Raw genomic sequence first — 18698 nt, 5'->3', positions numbered from 1 at the left:
TCGTTACGGTGCCGGTGCCGGCACCGGTGTCAGGCCTCGGGCCATCGCCCGCACGGCGCGGCCGGTCAGGCCACCGCCCGGGCCCGCAGGACGCGGGCCGGGTCCTGACCGCCGCCTGTCGCCAGCACGCGGACCTCGCCCCCGCTGCTGATCTCGGCCCGGAGGATGCCGGTGGCGTCCTCGTAGACGGGGTGGCCCCCCGGCCCCGCCGCGTCGGTGCGGGTCATCCGCACCACGTCCTCCCCGGGGCGGTCGGTGGCCGCGAAGACCACTTCGTAGGCTTCCGCCTGCCGGTCCTCGTGCGGGGCTTCAGTTTCGTGGCCTGTGCTCATGGCGGACCCTCCTGCCGTGGGCGTTCGCCCGGGGTGGCTGCCCCCCACCAGCCACGCTAAGCCTCACCCGCTCCTCTGTCCTCACCGGGCGGCGCGCCCGCCCCGGCGGGGGACGCCTGCGCGGCGGACGCCGCGGGCCCGGTCAGGGGACCGGCGAGGTAGGCCAGCAGTCCGGCGATCTCGCGGCCGGCCTCCGCCGGGTGGCGGAAGCGCGCCCCGGGGGCGATCGCGTAGCGGTTGCGCCGGCCGTCCCGGGTCCGTGTGAGATATCCGTCGGCCTCCAGGTCCGTGACGATCGTCTGCACGGTCCGTTCGGTGAGGTCGCAGATCGCCGCGAGGTCGCGCAGCCGGATCCCCGGGTCGCGCGCGATCGCGATCAGCACCCGGGCGTGGTTCGTCAGGAAGGTCCAGTGGTTCCGGCGGGAACCGGCGTGCTCGTTCTCCACGCAGACATCCTTGGACGACCACCCGAGAAAAGCAAATCCAGAAATGGATTTCCGGTATGACTTGACGTGTGTCCGTGGCCCCGGCAGGGTGCAGGTGAGCGGAAGCGGACTTCCGCATGACCCGAGCACGCACAACGCGCCGCAAGCACCCGTGCCCAAGGAGCGACGATGACCCCCACGGCCACAGCCGAGGCCAAGAGCCCGGCCGCGCCCGCCCCGACGGCGACCCCTGCCCCCACCGGCGGGGTCGGAGCCGTCCCTGCCCTCAGCGGGCTGCCGTACGTGCCCCGCCCGCGGGAAGTGCCGACCGGCGACGCCCGGCAGCTGACCCGGCTGTTCTTCGAACGGCTGCGGAGCCTCGAAGAGGGGACCCGCGAGTACCAGTACGTACGCAACACGCTCATCGAGATGAACATCTCACTCGTGCACTTCGTCGCCCGTCCCTTCCGTGACCGCCCCGGCGGCCCGGAGAACGAGGACGTCGTGCAGGTCGGCGTCATCGGCCTGATCAAGGCCATCGACCGCTACGACCCCGAGCGCAACACGCAGTTCGCCACGCTTGCCGTGCCGTACATCACCGGCGAGATCAAACGCCACTTCCGGGACACCACGTGGGCCGTACGGGTCCCGCGCCGGCTGCAGGAGCTGCGCGTGGAGCTGGCGAAGGCCACGGAGGCGCTGACCTCCGTGTCGGAGCACCCGCCCACCCCGGCGGAACTCGCCGCGCACCTGGGCCTGACCGAGGACGAGGTCCGCGAGGGCCTGGTCGCGGCCAACGGCTACTCCACCCAGTCCCTCGACGCGCCCCAGCAGCACACCGCCGGCAGCGCCCAGGCGCCCGCGGCCGGACAGGCCCCGCGCAGCCTCGCCGAGACCCTGGGCGACACCGACCCCGCCCTGGAGGCGGTCGAGGACCGGCACGCCCTGGCGCCCCTGCTCGCCGACCTGGACGAACGCTCCACCCGCATCCTCCAGCTGCGCTTCGGCGAGGAGCTGACGCAGGCGGAGATCGGCGCGGAGCTCGGCATCTCCCAGATGCAGGTCTCCCGCCTGCTCACCCGCACGCTGGGCAGCCTGCGTGAGGAACTGCTGCACGACTGAGTCGCCGGTCGCCCGGCGGCCCCGTCACCAGGTCGCGTACAGCGCCTGCGGCGAACGGTGGATCAGCGTGGGCCGCATCCGCGGTCGCGGACGGTCCTCGTCGAGCCGCAGCTCCGGCAGGCGGCGTACGAACAGGTCCAGCGTGAGCCGGAGTTGTTCGCGCGCCAGCTGGGAACCGGGGCAGCCGTGGGCTCCGTGCCCGTACGCGAGGTGGTGGCGGTTCCCGGGCCGGGTGATGTCGAACTCGGCGGGCCGCTCGTACCGCTCCTCGTCGCGGTTGGCCGAACCGTACGCCACCAGCACGGTTGCTCCCGCCGGGAGCTCCGTCCCGGCGATGGTCACCGGCCGGGTGGTCACCCGCCGGAAGGCCTGGACGGCGGTGTCGTGTCGGGCCGCCTCCTCCACCGCCGCCGGGACGAGCGACGGATCGGCGCGGAGCATCCGCCACTGCCGCCGGTCACCGAGCAGGTGCAGCAGCGTGGTGCCGATGAGGGCGCTCGTGGTGAGGAATCCGGCGATCAGCAGGTTCTGCAGACTCGTCACCAGTTCGTGGCGCTGTTCGAGCGTGAGCTCGGCGTCACCGGGGGCGAGGGCCGCCACCATGGTGGAACACATGTCGTCCCGGGGCTTCGCACGCCGGTCGCGGACGTACCCGTCCAGCAGGTGCTGGAGCGCCACCACGTCCTCGGCGGCAGCCGCCTGCGCCTCCGGCGACAGCGGCCGGAACAGCAGTTCCTCCGCCCGGTAGCCGCCGTGCACGGCGGCGGGCACGTCGGCCGGGTCCAGCCCGATCAGCCGCCCGACCACCATTGCGGGCAACCGCCGGGCGTAGGCCTCCACCAACTCCGCCGACCCGTCCGCCGCGAAGCCGTCCACCAGCTCGCTCGCGCAGGCGCGGGCGTACGGCACCAGCGCCGCCACCCGGGCGGCGGACAACCCCCGGTTCAGCGGGGCCCGGTGCCGCCGGTGGGCGGCGCCGTCCGAGGACACGACCGTCGGCCGGGGTCCGAAACCCCGGGGCAGGACGCCGAGCGCCGCCTCCGACAGCGCGACGTCGGGCAGCAGGGAGTTGGCCGAGGAGAAGTCCTCGGCGCGCAGCAGCACTTCCCGTACGTCCCGGTCGCGCGCCACCAGCCATGCGGCGAACTCGGGCACGTACGTGAGGCCTTCGGCCCGGCGGGCGCGGTCGTAGAGCGGGTACGGGTCCCGGTACAGCTCGTCACGCCGCGCCTGGTCGTCGTACGACGTCACGGGGCCTCCGGATCACGGTCGGGCCGGTCAGAGGTCACCGCCGCGGGCGACGACCTCCGGTGCGCTCGGTTCGGTCGGTGCGCCGGTCATCCTGCCCGAAGCCCGCCCGGGCCGGTAGGGCGCCCTGCCCCCCGTCAGGAACGCGCCGCGGCGAGGCGGTGCTCGTGGACGCGCAGGTGCAGGGCGGCGAGGTCCAGCAGCGGAGTGGACACCCCCAACGCGCGGGCGCGGACGGTGAGATCGGTCAGCACGTGGTCGGCCTCGGTCGGCGCCCCGGCCACGAGGTCGCGGTAGAGAGACGGGGTCAGGGGGGAACCGGAGGCCGTGACGGTCGAGGTAGTGAAGGCGCGTTCGGCCTCCGGCACCGGGTGGCCGGCGGCCTCGGCCACCGCCGCCGCCTCGGCGAGCAGGGACGCACCCAGTTCCGAGCCGCCCGGGACGGCGTTGACCTCACCGACCGTGCCGCGCATCAGACAGGTCAGGGCCACCAGAGTGGAGATGAAGACCCACTTGTGCCACATGGCCGCGACGATGTCGCCGGTCTCCGGCGAGTCGATGCCCGCGTCGGCCAAGACGGCACGGATCCGCTCCACGCGGGCCGAGGGGCGGGCGCCGATCTCGCCGGTCAGGACGACCGCGGGCGGGGCCATGCGCAGGATGTCGCCCTCCGCGCTCAGGGTGGTGACCACCTTCGCGACCCCGCCGAGGACGGCTCCGGCCCCGAGGCGCGCGGTGAGCGCGTCGAGGTGGGCGACCCCGTTGAGGAGGGGTACGACGGCGGTGTCCGGGCCGACGGCGGGCTCGATGTCCGCCAGCGCCGTGTGCAGGGCGGTCGCCTTCACCGAGAGCAGGACCAGGTCGTACGGCCCGCCCGGGGCGTCGGCCGTCACCAGGTTCGGCGTCAGGTGGAGCTTCTCGCCTTGGCCTTCGACGCGCAGTCCGCGCGCCCGGAGGGCCTTCGCGCGGGCCGGCCGGACCAGGAAGGTGACGTCCTGGCCCGCCGCGGCGAGCCGGGCGCCGAAGAAGCCGCCCACGGCGCCCGCGCCGACCGTGAGGATCCTCATGAGGAGTGCCTTTCGGCGGATCCGGCCAGGCCGGGTTCCGGACTGTCCGCGGGAAGCGGCCGGTCGTGTACGGGGGTCTGCGGGGAGCGCGGTCCGTACCGGGACACCGCGACCCCGGCGAGGCAGAGCAGGCCGCCGAGCAGGGACAGCCATGCGGGTACCTCGCCCAGGAAGGCCCAGCTCAGCAGGACGACGATGGCCGGTACGGCGTAGGTCGTCGCGCCCAGCTTGCCGGCGGGCATGCGCGCCAGGGCGTAGGTCCAGGTGGTGAAGGCCAGGGCGGTGGGCACCGCGCCCAGGTAGACCATGTTCAGGGTGGCCGACAGCGGCGCGTGCGGCAGTTCCGAGGCCAGCTGCCCCGCGAACGGCAGGCAGACCGCGGCGCCCGTCAGGCAGCTGAAGGCGGTGATCTGCAGGGGTGTCCCGTAGGAGAGCGCGGGCTTCTGCGCGACGACGCCCGACGCGTAGGCCACCGCCGCGAGCAGGCACAGTACGACGCCCAGCACCGAGGTCGAGCCGCCCTCGCCGGACGACATCGACAGGCCCACGACCACCGCTCCGGCGAAGGAGACGCCCATGCCCGCCAGCAGCCGCGGGGGCAGCGCCTCGCCGAGGAGGCGGGCCGCGAGGAGGGCCATGAGGATGGGCCCGGTGTTCACGAGCAGGGACGCCGTTCCCGCGTCGACCAGACGCTCACCCCAGTTCAGCGCGACCGTGTAGCCGCCGAACCAGACCAGGCCGGATACCAGGATTCCACGCCGGGCCCCGCGGGGTGGCAGCCCCTGGCGGCGGACGAGGAGCAGGACGGCGAGCACCAGTGAGGCGGCCAGCAATCGGCCGAGGGCCAGGGCCCCGGGGGAGTAGGCGGCGCCCGCGCTACGGATGGAGACGAAGGCGGAGGCCCAGGCGAACACCGTGAAGGAGACGGCGCCGATCGTGAGCACGTGGGGCGGGATTCGACCCGAGCGGAACGTCATACATGCACCCTACGACCGCAACATTTCGCTGTCGACCGAAATATTAATCCGGGTCCTTATGTAGGTCAGCTCCACGCGTCCGGAGTGAGCCCGAGCAGATCATCGAAGGCCTGCTCCCCGGCCCGGGTCACGTCCAGGGCCCGCCCGCCGCCGGCCGGGCGCACCACCCATTCCTCGCCCAACGCGTGCGCGCACAGCCGCGCCCCGGTGATGCCGCCGAGGTGGCGGCGCCGCTCGGTCCAGTCCAGGCAGGAGCTCGCCAGCGGCCTGCGCCCCTCGTGGGCGAGGTCGATGCCCGCCTGCGCGCACCAGGACCGGCCGTCGTCCGTCAGCTCGAAGACGCCCTCCGTGCGCAGCAGTCCGCGCCGCTCCATCGCGTCGGTCACCGCCATGCCGAACCGCCCGGCGAAGTGGTCGTAGCAGGTTCGGGCGCGGGCCAGCGGGTCCGGTGCGGCGACCACGGGGACCGCGTGGGCCGCGTCCCGGTCCGGGATCGCGTACGAGGCGAGCTGGTCGACGAGGCGGGCGGTCGCGGCGTCCGCGATGCGCACGTAGCTGTGGCGGCCCTGCCGTTCGGTCACGCAGATGCCCGCGTCGAGCAGCCGGGACAGATGGCCGCTGACGGTGGACGGCGCGACCGCGGTCATCCGGGCCAGCTCGCCCGCGGTCCAGGCCCGCCCCTCCAGCAGCGTCATGCAGATGGCGGCCCGCGTCTCGTCGGCCAGGGCCGAGGCGAAGGCGGCGAGACGGGCGGCGGGCGCCGGCTCGTCCGCCTGTGTGCCGGCATGCGAGGGGTTCATACGTCCAGGATGCCCCATGGTTTCGGCAGACACCGAATGATCTGCTGCGTGGGGCCTACGAGGGCAGCTGCGTGAGGGGCCGGTGGAGGCCCTCTGTCGTGAGCTTGCTTCCCACGCCACACTGATCGCGTCGGGGCAGGGCGCCCCGTCACGAGGAGGGTGGTGGGGAGTTGTCGGGTGGATCCGCGGAGCAGCCCGCTCCGGTCGTGCGCCCCGCGGTCTGGGAGACGTACGGACCGGCCGATCTCAGTGCCGTGCCGGTGTTCGCCGGCGGGTTCATCAACTTCGGCTTCTGGCAGTCCGTCGATCTCGAACGGCCGCTGTCGCAGGGTGACCGGATCCGGAGCGAGCAGGACCTCTACCGGCACGTGCTCGACGCGGCCGCCCCCGCGGGCGGCCGGGCCGTGGAGATCGGCTGCGGTCTCGGCCTCGGCTGCGCCCTCGCCCTCGACGAGTACGGGCCCGCCGCGATGACCGGGGTGGACATCCACCCCCAGCAGCTCCAGCGGGCCCGCGAGGCGAACTCCGCGCACCTCGAAGCGCAGCCGCACCGGCTGCGCTTCGTCCTCGGGGCGGCGGAGAGCCTGCCGCTCGGCGAGGCGGAATTCGACTCCCTCTTCAGCGTCGAGGCGGCCCAGCACTTCCCGGACCTGTCCGCGTTCGCCCGGGAGGCGGCGCGGGTCCTGCGCCCCGGCGGGCGGGTGGCGGTCGCCAGCTTCTTCACCGTCGACGGCGCACCCTCGCACGCGGAGCGGCTCGCGGGGCTCCTCGACTCGTTCGCCAACGGCCTGGACATCGCCCGCCCCGTATCCCGCCTCGCCGACGCGCTCGGGGAGGCCGGCTTCGTCGATGTCGAGGTCGCCTCGATCGGAGCGCAGGTCTGGCCCGGCTGGGACCGCTGGCTCGCCCGCCTCTGGAAGCCCGGCACCTGGCCCCGGAACTTCCTGGCCGCCTGGGAGCAGCAGATCCTGGACTACTACCTGGTCACGGCCACCCGCCCGTAGTTTCCCGCCGTTTCGGATGCGGGGTCACGTGTGCGGCGTGAGCGGCGGCGTAATTCGTTCGCCGTCTCCTTCCGGCCGCCCGTAGCATCCGCCCGTGACCGAGAACGAGTTGGACGACGCGCCCCTGACGACCGACCGCGTGCTGTGCTGGCGGGGCCGGACGGTCGGCTTCGCACCGCTCGACGCCGAGGACGCCGAGCTGATGCACGCCTGGCGGTCCGACCCCGTGGCCGCGTTCGAGATCGGCTTCTGGCCGCGCTCCCTGACCTCGCTCCGTGAGCGCCTGGAGCGGGACCGGGACGAACACGACCGGGACGACTTCCTGATCCTGCTCCCGGACGGCACGCCGATCGGCCACATCGCCCTGGTCGACCAGGACATGGTCGACGGCACGGCGGAGATCCATCTGGTGATGGACCCGCAGTACCGGGGCCGGAGCCTCGGGGCCGATGCCGTGGACGCACTGGCCGATCTCGCCTTCGGCGAACTGCCCATGCAGCGCGTCCAGGCCGTCACCCACACCGGCAACACGGCCGCGCTGAGCGTCCTGGCCAAAGCGGGGTTCGTCCAGGAGGGAGTGCGGCGCTCGGCCTGTCTGCACCGGGGGCGCCGCCTCGACGTCGCCGTCCTCTCCCTGCTCCGTGCGGAGTGGGAGGCGCTGGCGCGCCCGCGGTCCTGGGAGCTCTGACCGACTTCGCCCCGCCCGGCAGGGGCGTGGTTTGATGACCGCGCCGGGCGGGACCGCCTCCGGGCGCCGACCCGCAACGGGCGGCAGTGCACAGCGGCATGACGGAGGACCGGGCGTGGTACGTGAGCAGGGACGGCGGCGCAGGCCGCTGCTGATCGGCGGCGCGGCGGTGGCGGCGGCCGGACTGGCCTTCGGCCTGTACTGGTTCGAGCCGTGGAAGCTGTGGGTGGAGGAGTCGGTCCACGAGGCCGCCCCGTCCGTCTCGGCCGCCCCGAACCCCGCCGCGTCGGCGAACCCGCCCGCGGCGCCGCGCACGGTGGCCGAAGGCAGCCTGATCAGCCACGAGCACGCCACCACCGGCACCGTCAAGCTCCTCCGCCTCGCCGACGGCTCCCACGTCCTGCGCGTGGAGAACCTGGACACGAGCAACGGCCCCGCCCTGAAGGTCTGGCTGACCGACGCGCCCGTCATCGAGGGCGTCGACGGCTGGCACGTCTTCGATGACGGCAAGCACGTCAGCCTCGGCGCCCTCAAGGGCAACAAGGGCGACCAGAATTACCCCGTGCCGACCGGGGTGAACCTGGCCGACTACACCAGCCTCGCCATCTGGTGCGACCGCTTCGACGTCTCCTTCGGCGCGGCCACCCTCAAGCCGGTCTAGTTCACGTCCGGCTCGCGCGGACCGAGGTGGTCGCGCTGGATGCGGTGGGCGAGGGCGCGCCGTACGGACGCCGACGCGGTGGCGGGGGCGGTGGTGGCGGTGGTGGCCTTCGGCGGGACGTCGAGGCCGCGGCTGATCTCGTCGTACGCGCTCCGGTAGCCGGCGGGCAGTTCCGCCCGGTGCAGCCTCAGGTCCTCTTCGACCAGGCGGCGCAGCGCGTCGACGTTCCCGGGCGTGAAGCGCTTCCGCCCCCGGGCGATGGCGTCGACGTGCCGGGCGCATCGGGCCGTCTCGCCGAAGGTCTCGGAGATCTCCTCCGCGAGGCCCCACAGACGCCCTTCGAGCCAGGGCGCGTCGTACTGGTCGAGGGCGAGCCCCATCGGCGCCGGCGGCCCCTCCGTCCTGTGCTTCGCGGCCTGCTTGGACACGGCGGGCTGGCTCATGTCGGCGAGCCGGGCGATCCGGTCCTGGGTCCAGCCCCATCCGGCCAGCACCCCGATCATCTCGGTGCGCAGCTGCCGCATCTCCTCTCCGGCGCGGATGACCTCGTTCATGCCGGCGAACATCCGCCCGGCCTGCTCCTCGGTCAGTGCCCCGGGGCGGTGGTGCGTGTCCTCTTCCCCTGTCATGCCTCGGTTATACACCCGTGCGCCGCGTCGCCATAATCAGGTTGTACAACCTGGTTATGGCTGGCAGGATCCGGAGCATGCCCACCTTCTCCGCGCCCGACGGAACCCGGCTCGCCTACCGCGTGACCGGCGACGGCGAACCACTCGTCTGCCTTCCGGGGGGTCCCTCGGACTCCCGCTACCTCGGCGACCTCGGTGGCCTGTCCGCGCACCGCCGACTCATCACCCTGGACCTTCGCGGCACCGGCCGGTCCGCGGTACCCGAGGACCCCGCCTCCTACCGCTGCGACCGCCTGGTCGGCGACGTCGAGGCGCTACGCGCACACCTCGGGCTCTCCCGGATCGACCTGCTGGCCCACTCCGGCGGCGCGAACCTCGCGGCGCAGTACGCCGCCCGACACCCGGAGAAGGTCGCCAGGCTCGCCCTGATCGGCCCCGGCGCCCGGGCCGTGGGCATCGCCGTCACCGGGGAGACGCGCCGCGAACTCGCGCTGCTCCGGAGCGACGAGCCGTGGTTCCCGGCCGCCTTCGCCGCTCTGGAGGCGATAGCCCAGGGCACCGGAAGCGACTGGGAGGCCGTCGCGCCCTTCTTCTGCGGCCGGTGGGACGCCGCGGCGCGGCAGCACCACGCGGCCGGCCGGCCCGCCAACGGCGAGGCCGTCGCCCTCTTCGCCGCCGAGGGCGCCTTCGACCCGGAGAGCACCCGCGCCGCGCTCGCGGCCTTCGAGGCCCCCGTACTGCTGGTCGTCGGCGAGTTCGACCTGAACAGTCCACCCCGGACGGTGACCGAGTTCGCGGAGCTGTTCCCCGGCGCCACCCTCGTCGTGCAGCCCGGAGCGGGCCACTACCCCTGGCTCGACGACGCCGACCGCTTCGTGGCGACGACCACGGCATTCCTGAACCGGTGACCCGCCCCGCCTCGGGGCCGGGTCAGGGCCAGTGGGGGTGGTGGCGGTCGATGACGTAGTGGTGGTCGTGGCGCCAGCCGGTGCCGGACGGGTGGGCGTCGGCCAGGTGCGGGTGGCCGGGCGGCAGGTCCGGGTGGACGTGTTCCAGGCGGTACGGGTCACGGGCGGGCCAGGTCGCGGCCGCGGCCGCGGTGGACCCGAGGGCGACGGCCCCGAGGACCACGGCGGTCAGCGGCAGGCCCGCCCCCGCGCCGAGCCACCCGGCCAGCGGGTAGGTGAGCAGCCAGCAGCCGTGGGAGAGGGAGAACCGGGCGGCGAAGGCGGCGGGCAGGTCCGCGTCGGCGGTGGAGCGGCGGACCAGGCGGCCCGCCGGGGTCAGGACCGCGGAGCAGGCGGCGCCGAGCGCGGCCCAGACCACGAGGAGCGCGAGCCAGGACCAGGAGCCCGGGGCGGTCGAGGTGACGGCCGCCGCGGCGGCCAGGAGCGCCGGGAGGGCGAAGGCGGCGCGGAGCATCACCGTACGGTCGGTGGCGCGTTGCAGGAGGCGCGGCAGGACCAGCGCGGTCAGGATCGATCCGGCGCCGTACGCGCCCAGGGCGAGCGAGACGGCGCCCGCCGGGCGCCCGAAGTGGCCGCGGACCAGGCTCACGGTGCCGACGAAGACGAGGGCTCCGGCGGCCGCGACGGCCAGGTCGAGGGCGAGCAGGGCGCGCAGTCGGGGAGTGGCCCGGAAGAGGCGGATGCCGAAACCGGCCCGGGTGCGGACGCCGCCGGTCCGTTCGACCGGAGCCGGCCGGGGGAGCGCGGTGGCGACGACGAGCGCGGCCGAGCCGAGGAAGCCGAGGACGGTGCCGGCGAACAGCCAGCCGTAGGAGACCAGGGTCAGCAGGGCCGCGGCCAGTACCGGACTGAAGAGGCTCTCCAGGTCGTAGGCGAGCCGGGTCATCGACAGGGCCCGGGTGTAGTCGCGTTCGGCGGGCAGGACCTCGGGGACGGTGGCCTGGAAGGTCGGGGTGAAGGCCGCCGACGCCGCCTGGAGCAGGAAGATCAGCAGGTGGATCTGCCAGACCTCGGTGACGAACGGAAGGGCCGAGGCCGCGCCGGCGCGGGTGAGGTCCGTCGTCGCCATGAAGGTGCGGCGGGGGATCCGGCCGGCGACCGCTCCGATCAGCGGGGCGATGCCGACGTACGCGATCATCTTGATCGCCAGCGCGGTACCGAGGACCGCCGAGGCGTCGGAGCCCGCGAGGTCGTAGGCGAGCAGGCTCAGCGCGACCGTGGCGAGACCGGTCCCGACCAGGGCGATGACCTGGGCGGTGAACAGGCGGCGATAGGTGCCGTTGCGCAGTACGGACAGCACGGGCGGCCCCGTCCGGTCGGCGGGTCGATGACTCCACGTCAGCGTAGCCAACATGTGCGTACCTGTGCACCTATTGGCCGCCTTACGGGCAGGAGCCCGGCCGCTCGCCGTGGTCAGTCGTGCGGGGGCAGCGAACCGAGCTGGTGGTCGGCGGCGTTCAGGGCCTCGTCGACCAGCCGCCGCAGATGCCCGTGACGCACGGCGTACACGACCCGGCGGCCGTCCTTGCGGGTGGTGACCAGCCCGGCGAGGCGGAGTTTGGCGAGGTGCTGGCTGACCGAGGGCCGGGCCGCCCCGCACGCCTCGGTGAGCGTGGTGACATCGGCCTCGCCCCGGGCGAGCCGCTCCATCAGCGCCAGCCGGGTGCGGTCCGCGAGCAGCGCCAGAACGGACGCGGCGACCTCCAGCCGGTCACCCCGTTCCTGCGGGACCTGTGCACCTGCCAGATCCGTGCCCGCGCTCATGCGCACATCGTAGGGGGCCGCGGCGCAATGCCACGGGCCCCGCCGCCCCCGGCAGGGGTGACGGGGCCCGTTGTGCGGGCGGTGCGGTGGATCAGCCGACCGCGGGCGCCGGCTGCCGGCCCGTCGCCTCCGCGCCGTCGGCGCGCGCAGCCAGCAGCCGCTGGGCCAGGACGCCGAAGACGATGGCGAACACCGCCCACAGGACCAACTGGACGGCCAGCGAGGCGACCCGGAACTCCCACAGCAGGGCGGCCGGGAAACCGGGCTGGACCGCATCGCTGTTGTCCGGCAGGAACACGAACGCCAGGGCCGCGGCGACGACGAAGGCGCCGCCCGCGGCCAGCGTCGCGTTCCAGTTGCCCAGGCGCGGTGCCAGCCGTCGCCCGAGGATGATCGCGCCGATGCCGAGCAGCACGCTCAGCAGGATCATCAGGAAGAACAGCGTGGTGCGCTGTCCGATCGTGTCCGGATTGCCCACCGCCGGCGGGGTGGCCGGGTACTTGAGGAACGGCACCAGGTAGACGGTCGCGAAGGCACCGGCCGCGGTGAGCGCCGCCGTGGCCCGCGGGCTGAACCCGCCGACGCGGCCGAGCGCGAACGAGAACGCGAGCGAGGCGATACCGCCCAGCGCGACCCCGTAGACCAGGACGCCCGTCGCCAGGCCGAAGGTGGACTGCACCGGCCGGCTGACCAGTTCCTCCTCCTCTTGCGCGGCTTCGGCCGGCGCGGCGTCGCCGCCGCCGTGCCCGGCGTGGGCGCTCGGGGCACCCGCCGCGTCCTGGGCGGCCTGGGCCTCCTCCACGGCGATGGAACCCCGGACCGGGGGCTCACCCACCACGTAGGCGACGGCGAAGGCGAACAGCCCGGCGATCAGGCCCGCGAGCATGCCGCGGACCAGTAGGCCTCTGACAGTTGAGGCGTGCATGTGCGTGGCCTCTCAGTGGCAGGGGAAGCCGAGCAGGTGACGACCGTCGTGGACCCACTCGTGCACTCCCTCACCGGCGAACACGGCCGTGGCGCCCTGCTCGGCGCCGACGAAGTACAGGGCGACGAGCATCAGGAGACCGACGAAGAGCGCCCAGGGCAGCACCGCGCGGACAGGCAGCGGAGCCGACAGGGAGCCGGCGGGGGTGGATACGGCAGCGGAAGCGACAGCCTCGGCCATGATGGAACCTCCTCGGGGAACACGCGTCCCATACGGTGGTGCAGGACGACGGTCCTCGGGTCTGACTCGCCGCGGCGCCCCCCGAAGGGGTGTCACCGCAGCACACAGTGGCGCGACCATGCCGGATTCACACCGGGCTTCCGTCTCGCCGTCGTCGCTATGTGCAAATGTCGCGGTGACGCTACCGTGTGGCGGGCCTGCGGCCAAGTGCGTGAGTCCCTGATCACACGCGGGTACGGGCAGGATCACGCCCCGAGCCCGGTCCGGGCACCGCAGTGTCCACGGAGTGGTACGGAAAAGACTGCTAGAATCCCGGTGTTGGCCTTCGGCGTGCGTGCCCCGTGTACGCGTCCGGAGGCTTTTTTCATGCCTTCTTCCCTTCCTTCCTCTCCGTCCGCTCCTTCCCCTTCTTCCTCGAAGCCGGCCCCCGCGCCCGCCACCGGCTACCGAGACCTGCTCCGCAACCGGGAGTTCACCGGTCTCTACGCCGGCTTCACCCTGACCGTCGCCGCGAGCACCCTGTCGGGCTTCGCCCTCGGCACCCTCGTCGACCAGCAGACCCGTTCCCCGTTCCTGACGGCCGTGAGCATGTACGGCGCCACGTTCGCCACCGTGCTGGGCGCGCTGACACTGATGTCGGTCGCGGACGGGAACCGGCCGCGCCGGACCGTCGTCGCGCTCCAGTCCGCCTCGCTGATCGGCGTCTGCGCCCAGGCCGTTCCCGGGCTGCCGCTGGTCGTCCGGTTCGCGCTGCTGCTGATGCTGGGCTTCTTCCAGTCCCTGGGGACCGGCACCCGATTGGGGCTGCTCGCCGAGATCGTGCCGAACTCCGCCTACGCGCCGGCGCGTTCGCTCATGAACATCACCTCGGGAGGCACGGCGATCCTCGGCTACGCCCTCGGCGCCGTACTGCTGTCGTACCTGAGCCCCTACGGGGTCTTCCTCGTCGCCGCCGCCCTGACCGCCCTCGGCCTCGTCGTGGTGGCGGCCACCGTCCGCGAACGCTCGGTCCGGCTCACCCGCCGCCCCGGACTGCGTCAGACCTGGACGACGAACACCGAGTTGTTCTCCCACCCCGCCCGGCGGGCGCTGCTGCTCAACCTGTGGGTCCCCAACGGTCTGATCGTCGGCTGCGAAGCCCTGTTCATCTCCTACGCCCCCGGCCAGGCCGGCACCCTGCTGGCCGCCGGATCGGCCGGCATGCTCCTCGGGGACCTGGCCGTCGGCCGGCTGCTGACCGCCGGGCAGCGCCACCGCCACGCCTTCGCCCTGCGGCTGCTGCTCGCCGTTCCCTTCCTGCTGTTCGCGTTCCACCCGCCCCTCCCGGTCGTCGCGGCCGCGGTGTTCCTCGCCAGTGCCGGGTTCGCGGCGACCCTGCCCCTCCAGGAGCAGCTCCTGGACCTGACCCCCGACCCGGTGCGCGGCCAGGTGCAGGGAGTCGAGTCGGCCGGCCGGATGACCTGGCAGGGCCTCGGCGCCGCGCTCGCCGGCGGCCTGGCCCAGTGCCTCGCCCCGGGCGCCGCCATCGCGGTCGTCGCCGCGGTCTCCGTCGCCGTCACCGTCCTCACCCGGCCGTACGTCGTCCGCGCGGGCGGCCGGTGAGGCACCGGGCCCCAGTCGGTGTATTCGTGCACATGTTCGGTTCGTGGGGTTAGGCTGGGAGCATGCACGCAGTCCAGGGACTTCAGGGCTCCCTCTTCGACCAGGGTGACGAGATCCGGCTCGGCCCCTTGGGCGGCCTACGGCGCACCGAGCTCGGCGCCGGGGCCTGGGTCGACCACCTGCCCGGCTGGCTGAGCGGCGCCGACGCGCTCTTCGAGCGGCTGGCCGCCGACGTGCCCTGGCGCGGCGAGCGGCGGCAGATGTACGAGCGCGAGGTGGAGGTGCCCCGGCTGCTCGCCTTCTACGGGGAGGGCGAGGTCCTGCCGCACCCCTCGCTCACCGAGGCCCGCGAGGCGCTCACCCGTCACTACGCCGCCGAGCTCGGCGAACCCTTCGCCACCGCCGGCCTGTGCCTCTACCGCGACGGCCGGGACAGCGTCGCCTGGCACGGGGACCGAACGGGCCGCTCCTCGACCGAGGACACCATGGTCGCGATCGTCTCCGTCGGCGACCCGCGCGATCTCGCCTTCCGTCCCCGCGACGGCGGAGCCACCCTGCTGCGGCTGCCCCTGGGCCACGGCGACCTCGTCGTCATGGGCGGCTCCTGCCAGCGCACCATGGAGCACGCGGTGCCCAAGTCGGTCCGGGCGGTCGGGCCCCGCATCAGCGTCCAGTTCCGGCCCCGGGGCGTCCGCTGACCGCCCGCTCCGTGCCCGGTCGGCGGGGTTGCGGCCCCACCGGGCGCCGTCCAGGCTGAGCCCGTACGCCGTCGCCCCGTACCGCCAGGGCAGCTACCCGACGGCGTCCGGCTCCTTCGCCGCGCGGGCGGCCCGGCCGACCCCGGCGGCCCCGGCCGCCGCGTGCAGTGAGCGCAGCGCCAGCAGCAGCACGCCGATGTCGTCCAGGTACACCGGGTCCGGGATCAGGTCCACGGGCGAGAGGGTGTAGATCACGGCGACCCAGAACAGGGCCTTGTCGCGCAGCGGGATCCCCGCGTCGACCAGCAGTCGCCGCGCCTTGAAGACCCGTACGAGCAGCACGGCCGCGGCGATCGCGAGCCCCACCGCGATGACCGTGAGCAAGGTGAGCCAGGCCTTTCCGTCCATGGCGCCCCTATACCCCGAAACCGTCACTCGCTACCCGACCGCCGGCCGGATCCGCTCAGGCGCCCTGCTCGCGCAGCCGGCGGCCGACCTCGCCCAGCCCGTCGGCGAGCGCGTCGAGCTGTCCGGGGGTCAGGACGTCGACGAGGACCTCCCGGACCGTCGCCACGTGTCCCGGTGCGGCCTGTTCCAGCTTGGCGCTGCCGGCGTCGGTGAGGACGGCGAAGACGCCGCGCACGTCGGAGGGGCAGCTGCGGCGGCGGACCAGTCCGGCCTTCTCCATCTGGGTGACCTGGTAGGTGAGCCCGCTCTTGGAGTTGATCAGGCCGTTGGCGAGCTCGGTCATCCGCAGCTCGCGCCCGGGCGCCGCGGCGAGCCGTACGAGGATCTCGTACTGGGGGTGCGAGAGCCCGGCCTCGTCCTTGAGCTGTTGGTCGAGACGGCGGTTCACCAGGGCCGATGCGGCCAGGAAGCCGCTCCAAGCCCGCATCTCGCGGTCGTCCAGCCATCTCGGTTCTGCCATGCCTCCAGCCTACACGGGTTGTTCCAATTTGAATCAATGGTTAGGGTCGACCCCCAGCGGTTCGAATTTGAATAACTTCCTGCCGGCTCCCACCCGGCCGCCCGACCGTAAGGACCCCCCATGCACAGCCCCTCCGTCACCACGACGAAGCCGCAGGCCGCCACACCGGCCGTACACCCCCAAGCCGCCGCCGTCTCCACCCCCGGCCACGACACCGGCCTGCTGCTCCTGCGCCTCGTCCTCGGCCTGACGATGGCCGCGCACGGCACGCAGAAGCTCTTCGGCTGGTTCGAGGGCGGCGGCATCAGCGGCACCGGCCAGTTCTTCACCGCCAGCGGATACCCCGCCGGTGACGCCATGGCCGTCCTCGCCGGGCTGACCGAGACCCTGGGCGGCCTCGGCCTGGCCCTCGGCCTGCTCACCCCGCTCGCCGGCGCCGCGATCGTCGGCACCCTCATCAACGCCATCGCCGTCCACGGCGCCGGCGCCTTCTTCGCCCCCAAGGGCATCGAGTACGAACTGCTGCTGACCGCGGGCGCCGCCGCCCTCGCCCTCACCGGCCCCGGCCGCTACGCCGTCGACCGCTTCCTGCCCGTCCTGCGCAGCCACCGCCTGGCCCACGGCGCCCTCGCCGTCGTCGTCGGCGTGGTCCTCGCCGCGGTGCTGCTCCTCGTGCGCGACTAGAAGCGCGAGGGGATCGTTCCCCCAGAGCCTGACGTAGCGCGCGCGGAGGTGTCCGGGGCCCGAGCTGATTGGCCCCGGGCATTCGCGGGAAGAGCGCACCAATGACACAACCCATCGAAGACTACGCACTCATCGGCGACCTGATGGCCAGCGGGCTGGTCGGCCGTGACGGGTCCATCGACTGGCTGTGCCTGCCCCGCTTCGACTCGGCCGCCTGCTTCGCCAAGCTCCTCGGCGACGAGGAGAACGGCCACTGGCGCATCGCCCCCGTCGACGCCGAAGTCGGCGAACCGTGCACCCGCCGGGCCTACGTCGACGGCACGCTCGTCCTGGAGTCGTACTGGGTGACCGACACCGGCACCGTCAAGGTCATCGACTTCATGCCGCAGCGCGACCGGGCCCCCGACGTGGTCCGCATCGTCGAGGGCGTCAGCGGCACCGTGCGCATGCACAGCACCCTGCGCTTGCGCTTCGACTACGGGAACGTCGTCCCCTGGGTGCGCCGGGTCGAGGAGGACCGGGTCGCCATCGCCGGACCGGACGCCGTCTGGTTCCGCAGCAACCCCCCGGTCCGCACCTGGGGCGAGGCCAACAGCACCCGCTCCCAGTTCCCGGTCTCCGCCGGCCGGCGCGTGGCCTTCGTCCTCACCTGGCACCCCTCGCACGAACCGTGCCCCGATCCCTGCGACCCCTTCGACGGTCTGGAGCAGAGCCTCGCGGACTGGCGCGAGTGGAGCTCGCAGTGCCGCTACGAGGGCCCCTACAAGGAGGCCGTGAACCGCTCGCTGATCACCCTCAAGGCCCTCACCTACGCGCCGACCGGCGGCATCGTCGCCGCCTCCACCACCTCCCTCCCCGAGGAACTCGGCGGCGTCCGCAACTGGGACTACCGCTACTGCTGGCTGCGCGACTCCACCCTCACCCTCGGCTCCCTCCTCGCCACCGGCTACCTCGACGAGGCCCGTGCCTGGCGCACGTGGCTGCTGCGCGCGGCCGCCGGTGACCCCGCCGACCTGCAGATCATGTACGGGATCGCCGGCGAGCGGCGGATCCCCGAGAGCGAACTGCCGTGGCTGAGCGGCTACGCCTCCTCCGCCCCGGTCCGGGTCGGCAACGCGGCCGTGGACCAGCTCCAACTGGACGTGTACGGGGAGGTCATCGACTCCCTCCACGTGGCCAGGTCCGCCGGACTGCCCTCCGAGCACCACGCCTGGCGGATCCAGCTCGCGCTCCTCGACTTCCTGGAGCGCAACTGGCAGCGGCCGGACGAGGGCCTGTGGGAAGTCCGCGGCCCGCGCCGCCACTTCGTCCACTCCAAGGTGATGGCGTGGGTCGCCGCCGACCGGGCCGTACAGGCGCTGGAGCGCGATCCGTCGATGCCCGGCGACGTGGAACGCTGGCGCGCCATGCGGGACGCGGTGCACCTCGACGTGTGCACCAAGGGCTACGACCCCGTGCGGGGCACCTTCACCCAGTACTACGGCTCCACTGAGCTCGACGCGGCGACCCTGCTCATCCCCAGGACCGGATTCCTCCCGCCCGACGACCCGCGGGTCGTCGGCACGGTCGACGCCGTGCGCGCGGAGCTGGGCCGCAGCGGACTGGTCCGCCGCTACACCACCGAGGGTCCCGCCGTCGACGGACTGCCCGGCGGCGAAGGCGCCTTCCTGGCCTGCTCGTTCTGGCTGGCCGACGCCCTGTACATGACGGGCCGGGAGGAGGAGGCCCGCGCCCTCTTCGAGCGGCTGCTGGCCGTACGCAACGACGTGGGGCTGCTCGCGGAGGAGTACGACCCCCTCACCGGCCGCCAACTCGGCAACTTTCCGCAGGCGTTCAGCCACGTCGGGTTGGTGAACACCGCGCTGATCCTGGCGGGCGGCACGGACGGGTCGATGGACGGGTCCACGGGCCGGCCGACGAACGCCGGCTGACGGGT

The 18698-nt window shown here is 73.5% G+C and carries 22 protein-coding genes and 1 riboswitch; of the genes, 9 read left to right on the top strand and 13 right to left on the bottom strand.

The window, feature by feature from the left end:
• Positions 1 to 65: 65 nt before the first annotated feature.
• Positions 66 to 332 carry a DUF6296 family protein gene (locus IF88_RS0108345; protein ID WP_051836601.1) on the bottom strand — a complete coding sequence of 89 codons (267 nt, stop codon included), beginning with the start codon at positions 330 to 332 and terminating at the stop codon, positions 66 to 68.
• Between the two features lie 56 nt (positions 333 to 388).
• Complete coding sequence (locus tag IF88_RS40135; RefSeq protein ID WP_051836599.1) at positions 389 to 778, bottom strand: helix-turn-helix transcriptional regulator; 390 nt, start codon at positions 776 to 778, stop codon at positions 389 to 391.
• 168 nt (positions 779 to 946) lie between these two features.
• Between IF88_RS40135 and IF88_RS0108335 the strand changes: the two genes are divergently transcribed.
• Positions 947 to 1879, top strand: a complete 933-nt coding sequence (locus IF88_RS0108335) for a SigB/SigF/SigG family RNA polymerase sigma factor (RefSeq protein WP_078892769.1) — start codon at positions 947 to 949, stop codon at positions 1877 to 1879.
• Between the two features lie 24 nt (positions 1880 to 1903).
• Here IF88_RS0108335 and IF88_RS0108330 read toward each other — a convergent pair whose 3' ends face one another.
• From IF88_RS0108330 to IF88_RS0108315, 4 genes are all read right to left on the bottom strand, one after another.
• Complete coding sequence (locus tag IF88_RS0108330; protein WP_030708831.1) at positions 1904 to 3130, bottom strand: cytochrome P450; 1227 nt, start codon at positions 3128 to 3130, stop codon at positions 1904 to 1906.
• A gap of 134 nt (positions 3131 to 3264) precedes the next feature.
• Entirely contained in the window at positions 3265 to 4194 is a 930-nt protein-coding gene (locus IF88_RS0108325) for a 2-dehydropantoate 2-reductase (protein ID WP_030708829.1), read from the bottom strand.
• The gene (locus tag IF88_RS0108320; protein ID WP_037805585.1) at positions 4191 to 5171 is read right to left on the bottom strand and encodes a DMT family transporter; all 981 of its coding nucleotides are present in this window, start codon (positions 5169 to 5171) and stop codon (positions 4191 to 4193) included. Before IF88_RS0108320 ends, IF88_RS0108325 begins: the two co-directional genes overlap by 4 nt.
• Before the next feature lie 65 nt (positions 5172 to 5236).
• Complete coding sequence (locus IF88_RS0108315; protein ID WP_030708825.1) at positions 5237 to 5971, bottom strand: ArsR/SmtB family transcription factor; 735 nt, start codon at positions 5969 to 5971, stop codon at positions 5237 to 5239.
• 170 nt (positions 5972 to 6141) lie between these two features.
• Here IF88_RS0108315 and IF88_RS0108310 point away from each other — a divergent pair, with 170 nt between their 5' ends.
• The 3 genes from IF88_RS0108310 to IF88_RS0108300 all read left to right on the top strand — a co-directional run bounded on the left by IF88_RS0108310 (position 6142) and on the right by IF88_RS0108300 (position 8324).
• Positions 6142 to 6975, top strand: a complete 834-nt coding sequence (locus tag IF88_RS0108310; RefSeq protein WP_234323458.1) for a class I SAM-dependent methyltransferase — start codon at positions 6142 to 6144, stop codon at positions 6973 to 6975.
• A 94-nt stretch (positions 6976 to 7069) separates the two neighbouring features.
• Positions 7070 to 7663 carry a GNAT family N-acetyltransferase gene (locus tag IF88_RS0108305; RefSeq protein WP_078892768.1) on the top strand — a complete coding sequence of 198 codons (594 nt, stop codon included), beginning with the start codon at positions 7070 to 7072 and terminating at the stop codon, positions 7661 to 7663.
• Positions 7664 to 7778: 115 nt separating this feature from the next.
• Positions 7779 to 8324 (top strand): DM13 domain-containing protein, encoded by a 546-nt coding sequence (locus IF88_RS0108300; protein WP_030708819.1) that lies wholly within the window; start codon positions 7779 to 7781, stop codon positions 8322 to 8324.
• On the opposite strand, the gene IF88_RS0108295 is transcribed toward IF88_RS0108300, so the two are convergent.
• Positions 8321 to 8953: a hypothetical protein gene (locus tag IF88_RS0108295; RefSeq protein WP_030708817.1), complete on the bottom strand. Its 633-nt coding sequence runs from the start codon at positions 8951 to 8953 to the stop codon at positions 8321 to 8323. The genes IF88_RS0108300 and IF88_RS0108295 overlap by 4 nt on opposite strands.
• A gap of 77 nt (positions 8954 to 9030) precedes the next feature.
• On the opposite strand from IF88_RS0108295, the gene IF88_RS0108290 reads away from it, so the two are divergent.
• Entirely contained in the window at positions 9031 to 9861 is an 831-nt protein-coding gene (locus IF88_RS0108290) for an alpha/beta fold hydrolase (RefSeq protein WP_030708815.1), read from the top strand.
• A 22-nt stretch (positions 9862 to 9883) separates the two neighbouring features.
• Here IF88_RS0108290 and IF88_RS0108285 read toward each other — a convergent pair whose 3' ends face one another.
• The 4 genes from IF88_RS0108285 to IF88_RS0108270 all read right to left on the bottom strand — a co-directional run bounded on the left by IF88_RS0108285 (position 9884) and on the right by IF88_RS0108270 (position 12850).
• On the bottom strand, positions 9884 to 11221 hold the full coding sequence (locus IF88_RS0108285) for an MFS transporter (RefSeq protein WP_030708813.1): 1338 nt from the start codon (positions 11219 to 11221) through the stop codon (positions 9884 to 9886).
• Between the two features lie 113 nt (positions 11222 to 11334).
• Positions 11335 to 11685, bottom strand: a complete 351-nt coding sequence (locus IF88_RS0108280) for an ArsR/SmtB family transcription factor (protein WP_030708808.1) — start codon at positions 11683 to 11685, stop codon at positions 11335 to 11337.
• Between the two features lie 91 nt (positions 11686 to 11776).
• Complete coding sequence (locus IF88_RS0108275; RefSeq protein WP_030708806.1) at positions 11777 to 12610, bottom strand: CbtA family protein; 834 nt, start codon at positions 12608 to 12610, stop codon at positions 11777 to 11779.
• A gap of 12 nt (positions 12611 to 12622) precedes the next feature.
• The gene (locus IF88_RS0108270; RefSeq protein ID WP_030708804.1) at positions 12623 to 12850 is read right to left on the bottom strand and encodes a CbtB domain-containing protein; all 228 of its coding nucleotides are present in this window, start codon (positions 12848 to 12850) and stop codon (positions 12623 to 12625) included.
• Between the two features lie 59 nt (positions 12851 to 12909).
• A riboswitch (cobalamin riboswitch) is annotated at positions 12910 to 12992 on the bottom strand.
• Positions 12993 to 13216: 224 nt separating this feature from the next.
• On the opposite strand from IF88_RS0108270, the gene IF88_RS0108265 reads away from it, so the two are divergent.
• Both IF88_RS0108265 and IF88_RS0108260 read left to right on the top strand, forming a co-directional pair.
• Positions 13217 to 14452, top strand: a complete 1236-nt coding sequence (locus IF88_RS0108265; protein ID WP_030708803.1) for an MFS transporter — start codon at positions 13217 to 13219, stop codon at positions 14450 to 14452.
• Between the two features lie 62 nt (positions 14453 to 14514).
• The gene (locus IF88_RS0108260) at positions 14515 to 15150 is read left to right on the top strand and encodes an alpha-ketoglutarate-dependent dioxygenase AlkB (RefSeq protein WP_030708801.1); all 636 of its coding nucleotides are present in this window, start codon (positions 14515 to 14517) and stop codon (positions 15148 to 15150) included.
• A 93-nt stretch (positions 15151 to 15243) separates the two neighbouring features.
• On the opposite strand, the gene IF88_RS0108255 is transcribed toward IF88_RS0108260, so the two are convergent.
• Both IF88_RS0108255 and IF88_RS0108250 read right to left on the bottom strand, forming a co-directional pair.
• Complete coding sequence (locus tag IF88_RS0108255) at positions 15244 to 15558, bottom strand: YkvA family protein (protein WP_030708799.1); 315 nt, start codon at positions 15556 to 15558, stop codon at positions 15244 to 15246.
• Between the two features lie 55 nt (positions 15559 to 15613).
• Complete coding sequence (locus IF88_RS0108250; protein ID WP_030708797.1) at positions 15614 to 16078, bottom strand: MarR family winged helix-turn-helix transcriptional regulator; 465 nt, start codon at positions 16076 to 16078, stop codon at positions 15614 to 15616.
• A 120-nt stretch (positions 16079 to 16198) separates the two neighbouring features.
• Between IF88_RS0108250 and IF88_RS0108245 the strand changes: the two genes are divergently transcribed.
• Both IF88_RS0108245 and IF88_RS0108240 read left to right on the top strand, forming a co-directional pair.
• Complete coding sequence (locus tag IF88_RS0108245) at positions 16199 to 16762, top strand: DoxX family protein (RefSeq protein WP_030708795.1); 564 nt, start codon at positions 16199 to 16201, stop codon at positions 16760 to 16762.
• Between the two features lie 101 nt (positions 16763 to 16863).
• Positions 16864 to 18693, top strand: coding sequence for a glycoside hydrolase family 15 protein (locus tag IF88_RS0108240; RefSeq protein WP_051836597.1), 1830 nt, complete (start codon positions 16864 to 16866; stop codon positions 18691 to 18693).
• Positions 18694 to 18698 lie beyond the last annotated feature (5 nt).

This window comes from Streptomyces sp. NRRL F-2580, assembly GCF_000720115.1.
GTDB lineage: Bacteria > Actinomycetota > Actinomycetes > Streptomycetales > Streptomycetaceae > Streptomyces.
Note: the sequence above shows the minus strand (reverse complement) of the source record. Positions and strands in the feature narration are given on the sequence as shown.

What these genes read in the sequence shown, in the direction of transcription:
- IF88_RS0108240 (WP_051836597.1), top strand. Translation starts at nt 16,864, where the DNA reads ATGACACAACCCATCGAAGACTACGCACTCATCGGCGACCTGATGGCC.
- IF88_RS0108245 (WP_030708795.1), top strand. Translation starts at nt 16,199, where the DNA reads ATGCACAGCCCCTCCGTCACCACGACGAAGCCGCAGGCCGCCACACCG.
- IF88_RS0108345 (WP_051836601.1), bottom strand. Translation starts at nt 332, where the DNA reads ATGAGCACAGGCCACGAAACTGAAGCCCCGCACGAGGACCGGCAGGCG.
- IF88_RS0108320 (WP_037805585.1), bottom strand. Translation starts at nt 5,171, where the DNA reads ATGACGTTCCGCTCGGGTCGAATCCCGCCCCACGTGCTCACGATCGGC.
- IF88_RS0108255 (WP_030708799.1), bottom strand. Translation starts at nt 15,558, where the DNA reads ATGGACGGAAAGGCCTGGCTCACCTTGCTCACGGTCATCGCGGTGGGG.
- IF88_RS0108270 (WP_030708804.1), bottom strand. Translation starts at nt 12,850, where the DNA reads ATGGCCGAGGCTGTCGCTTCCGCTGCCGTATCCACCCCCGCCGGCTCC.
- IF88_RS0108280 (WP_030708808.1), bottom strand. Translation starts at nt 11,685, where the DNA reads ATGAGCGCGGGCACGGATCTGGCAGGTGCACAGGTCCCGCAGGAACGG.
- IF88_RS0108275 (WP_030708806.1), bottom strand. Translation starts at nt 12,610, where the DNA reads ATGCACGCCTCAACTGTCAGAGGCCTACTGGTCCGCGGCATGCTCGCG.
- IF88_RS0108325 (WP_030708829.1), bottom strand. Translation starts at nt 4,194, where the DNA reads ATGAGGATCCTCACGGTCGGCGCGGGCGCCGTGGGCGGCTTCTTCGGC.
- IF88_RS0108250 (WP_030708797.1), bottom strand. Translation starts at nt 16,078, where the DNA reads ATGGCAGAACCGAGATGGCTGGACGACCGCGAGATGCGGGCTTGGAGC.
- IF88_RS0108335 (WP_078892769.1), top strand. Translation starts at nt 947, where the DNA reads ATGACCCCCACGGCCACAGCCGAGGCCAAGAGCCCGGCCGCGCCCGCC.
- IF88_RS0108295 (WP_030708817.1), bottom strand. Translation starts at nt 8,953, where the DNA reads ATGACAGGGGAAGAGGACACGCACCACCGCCCCGGGGCACTGACCGAG.
- IF88_RS0108260 (WP_030708801.1), top strand. Translation starts at nt 14,515, where the DNA reads ATGCACGCAGTCCAGGGACTTCAGGGCTCCCTCTTCGACCAGGGTGAC.
- IF88_RS0108265 (WP_030708803.1), top strand. Translation starts at nt 13,217, where the DNA reads ATGCCTTCTTCCCTTCCTTCCTCTCCGTCCGCTCCTTCCCCTTCTTCC.
- IF88_RS0108290 (WP_030708815.1), top strand. Translation starts at nt 9,031, where the DNA reads ATGCCCACCTTCTCCGCGCCCGACGGAACCCGGCTCGCCTACCGCGTG.
- IF88_RS0108315 (WP_030708825.1), bottom strand. Translation starts at nt 5,971, where the DNA reads ATGAACCCCTCGCATGCCGGCACACAGGCGGACGAGCCGGCGCCCGCC.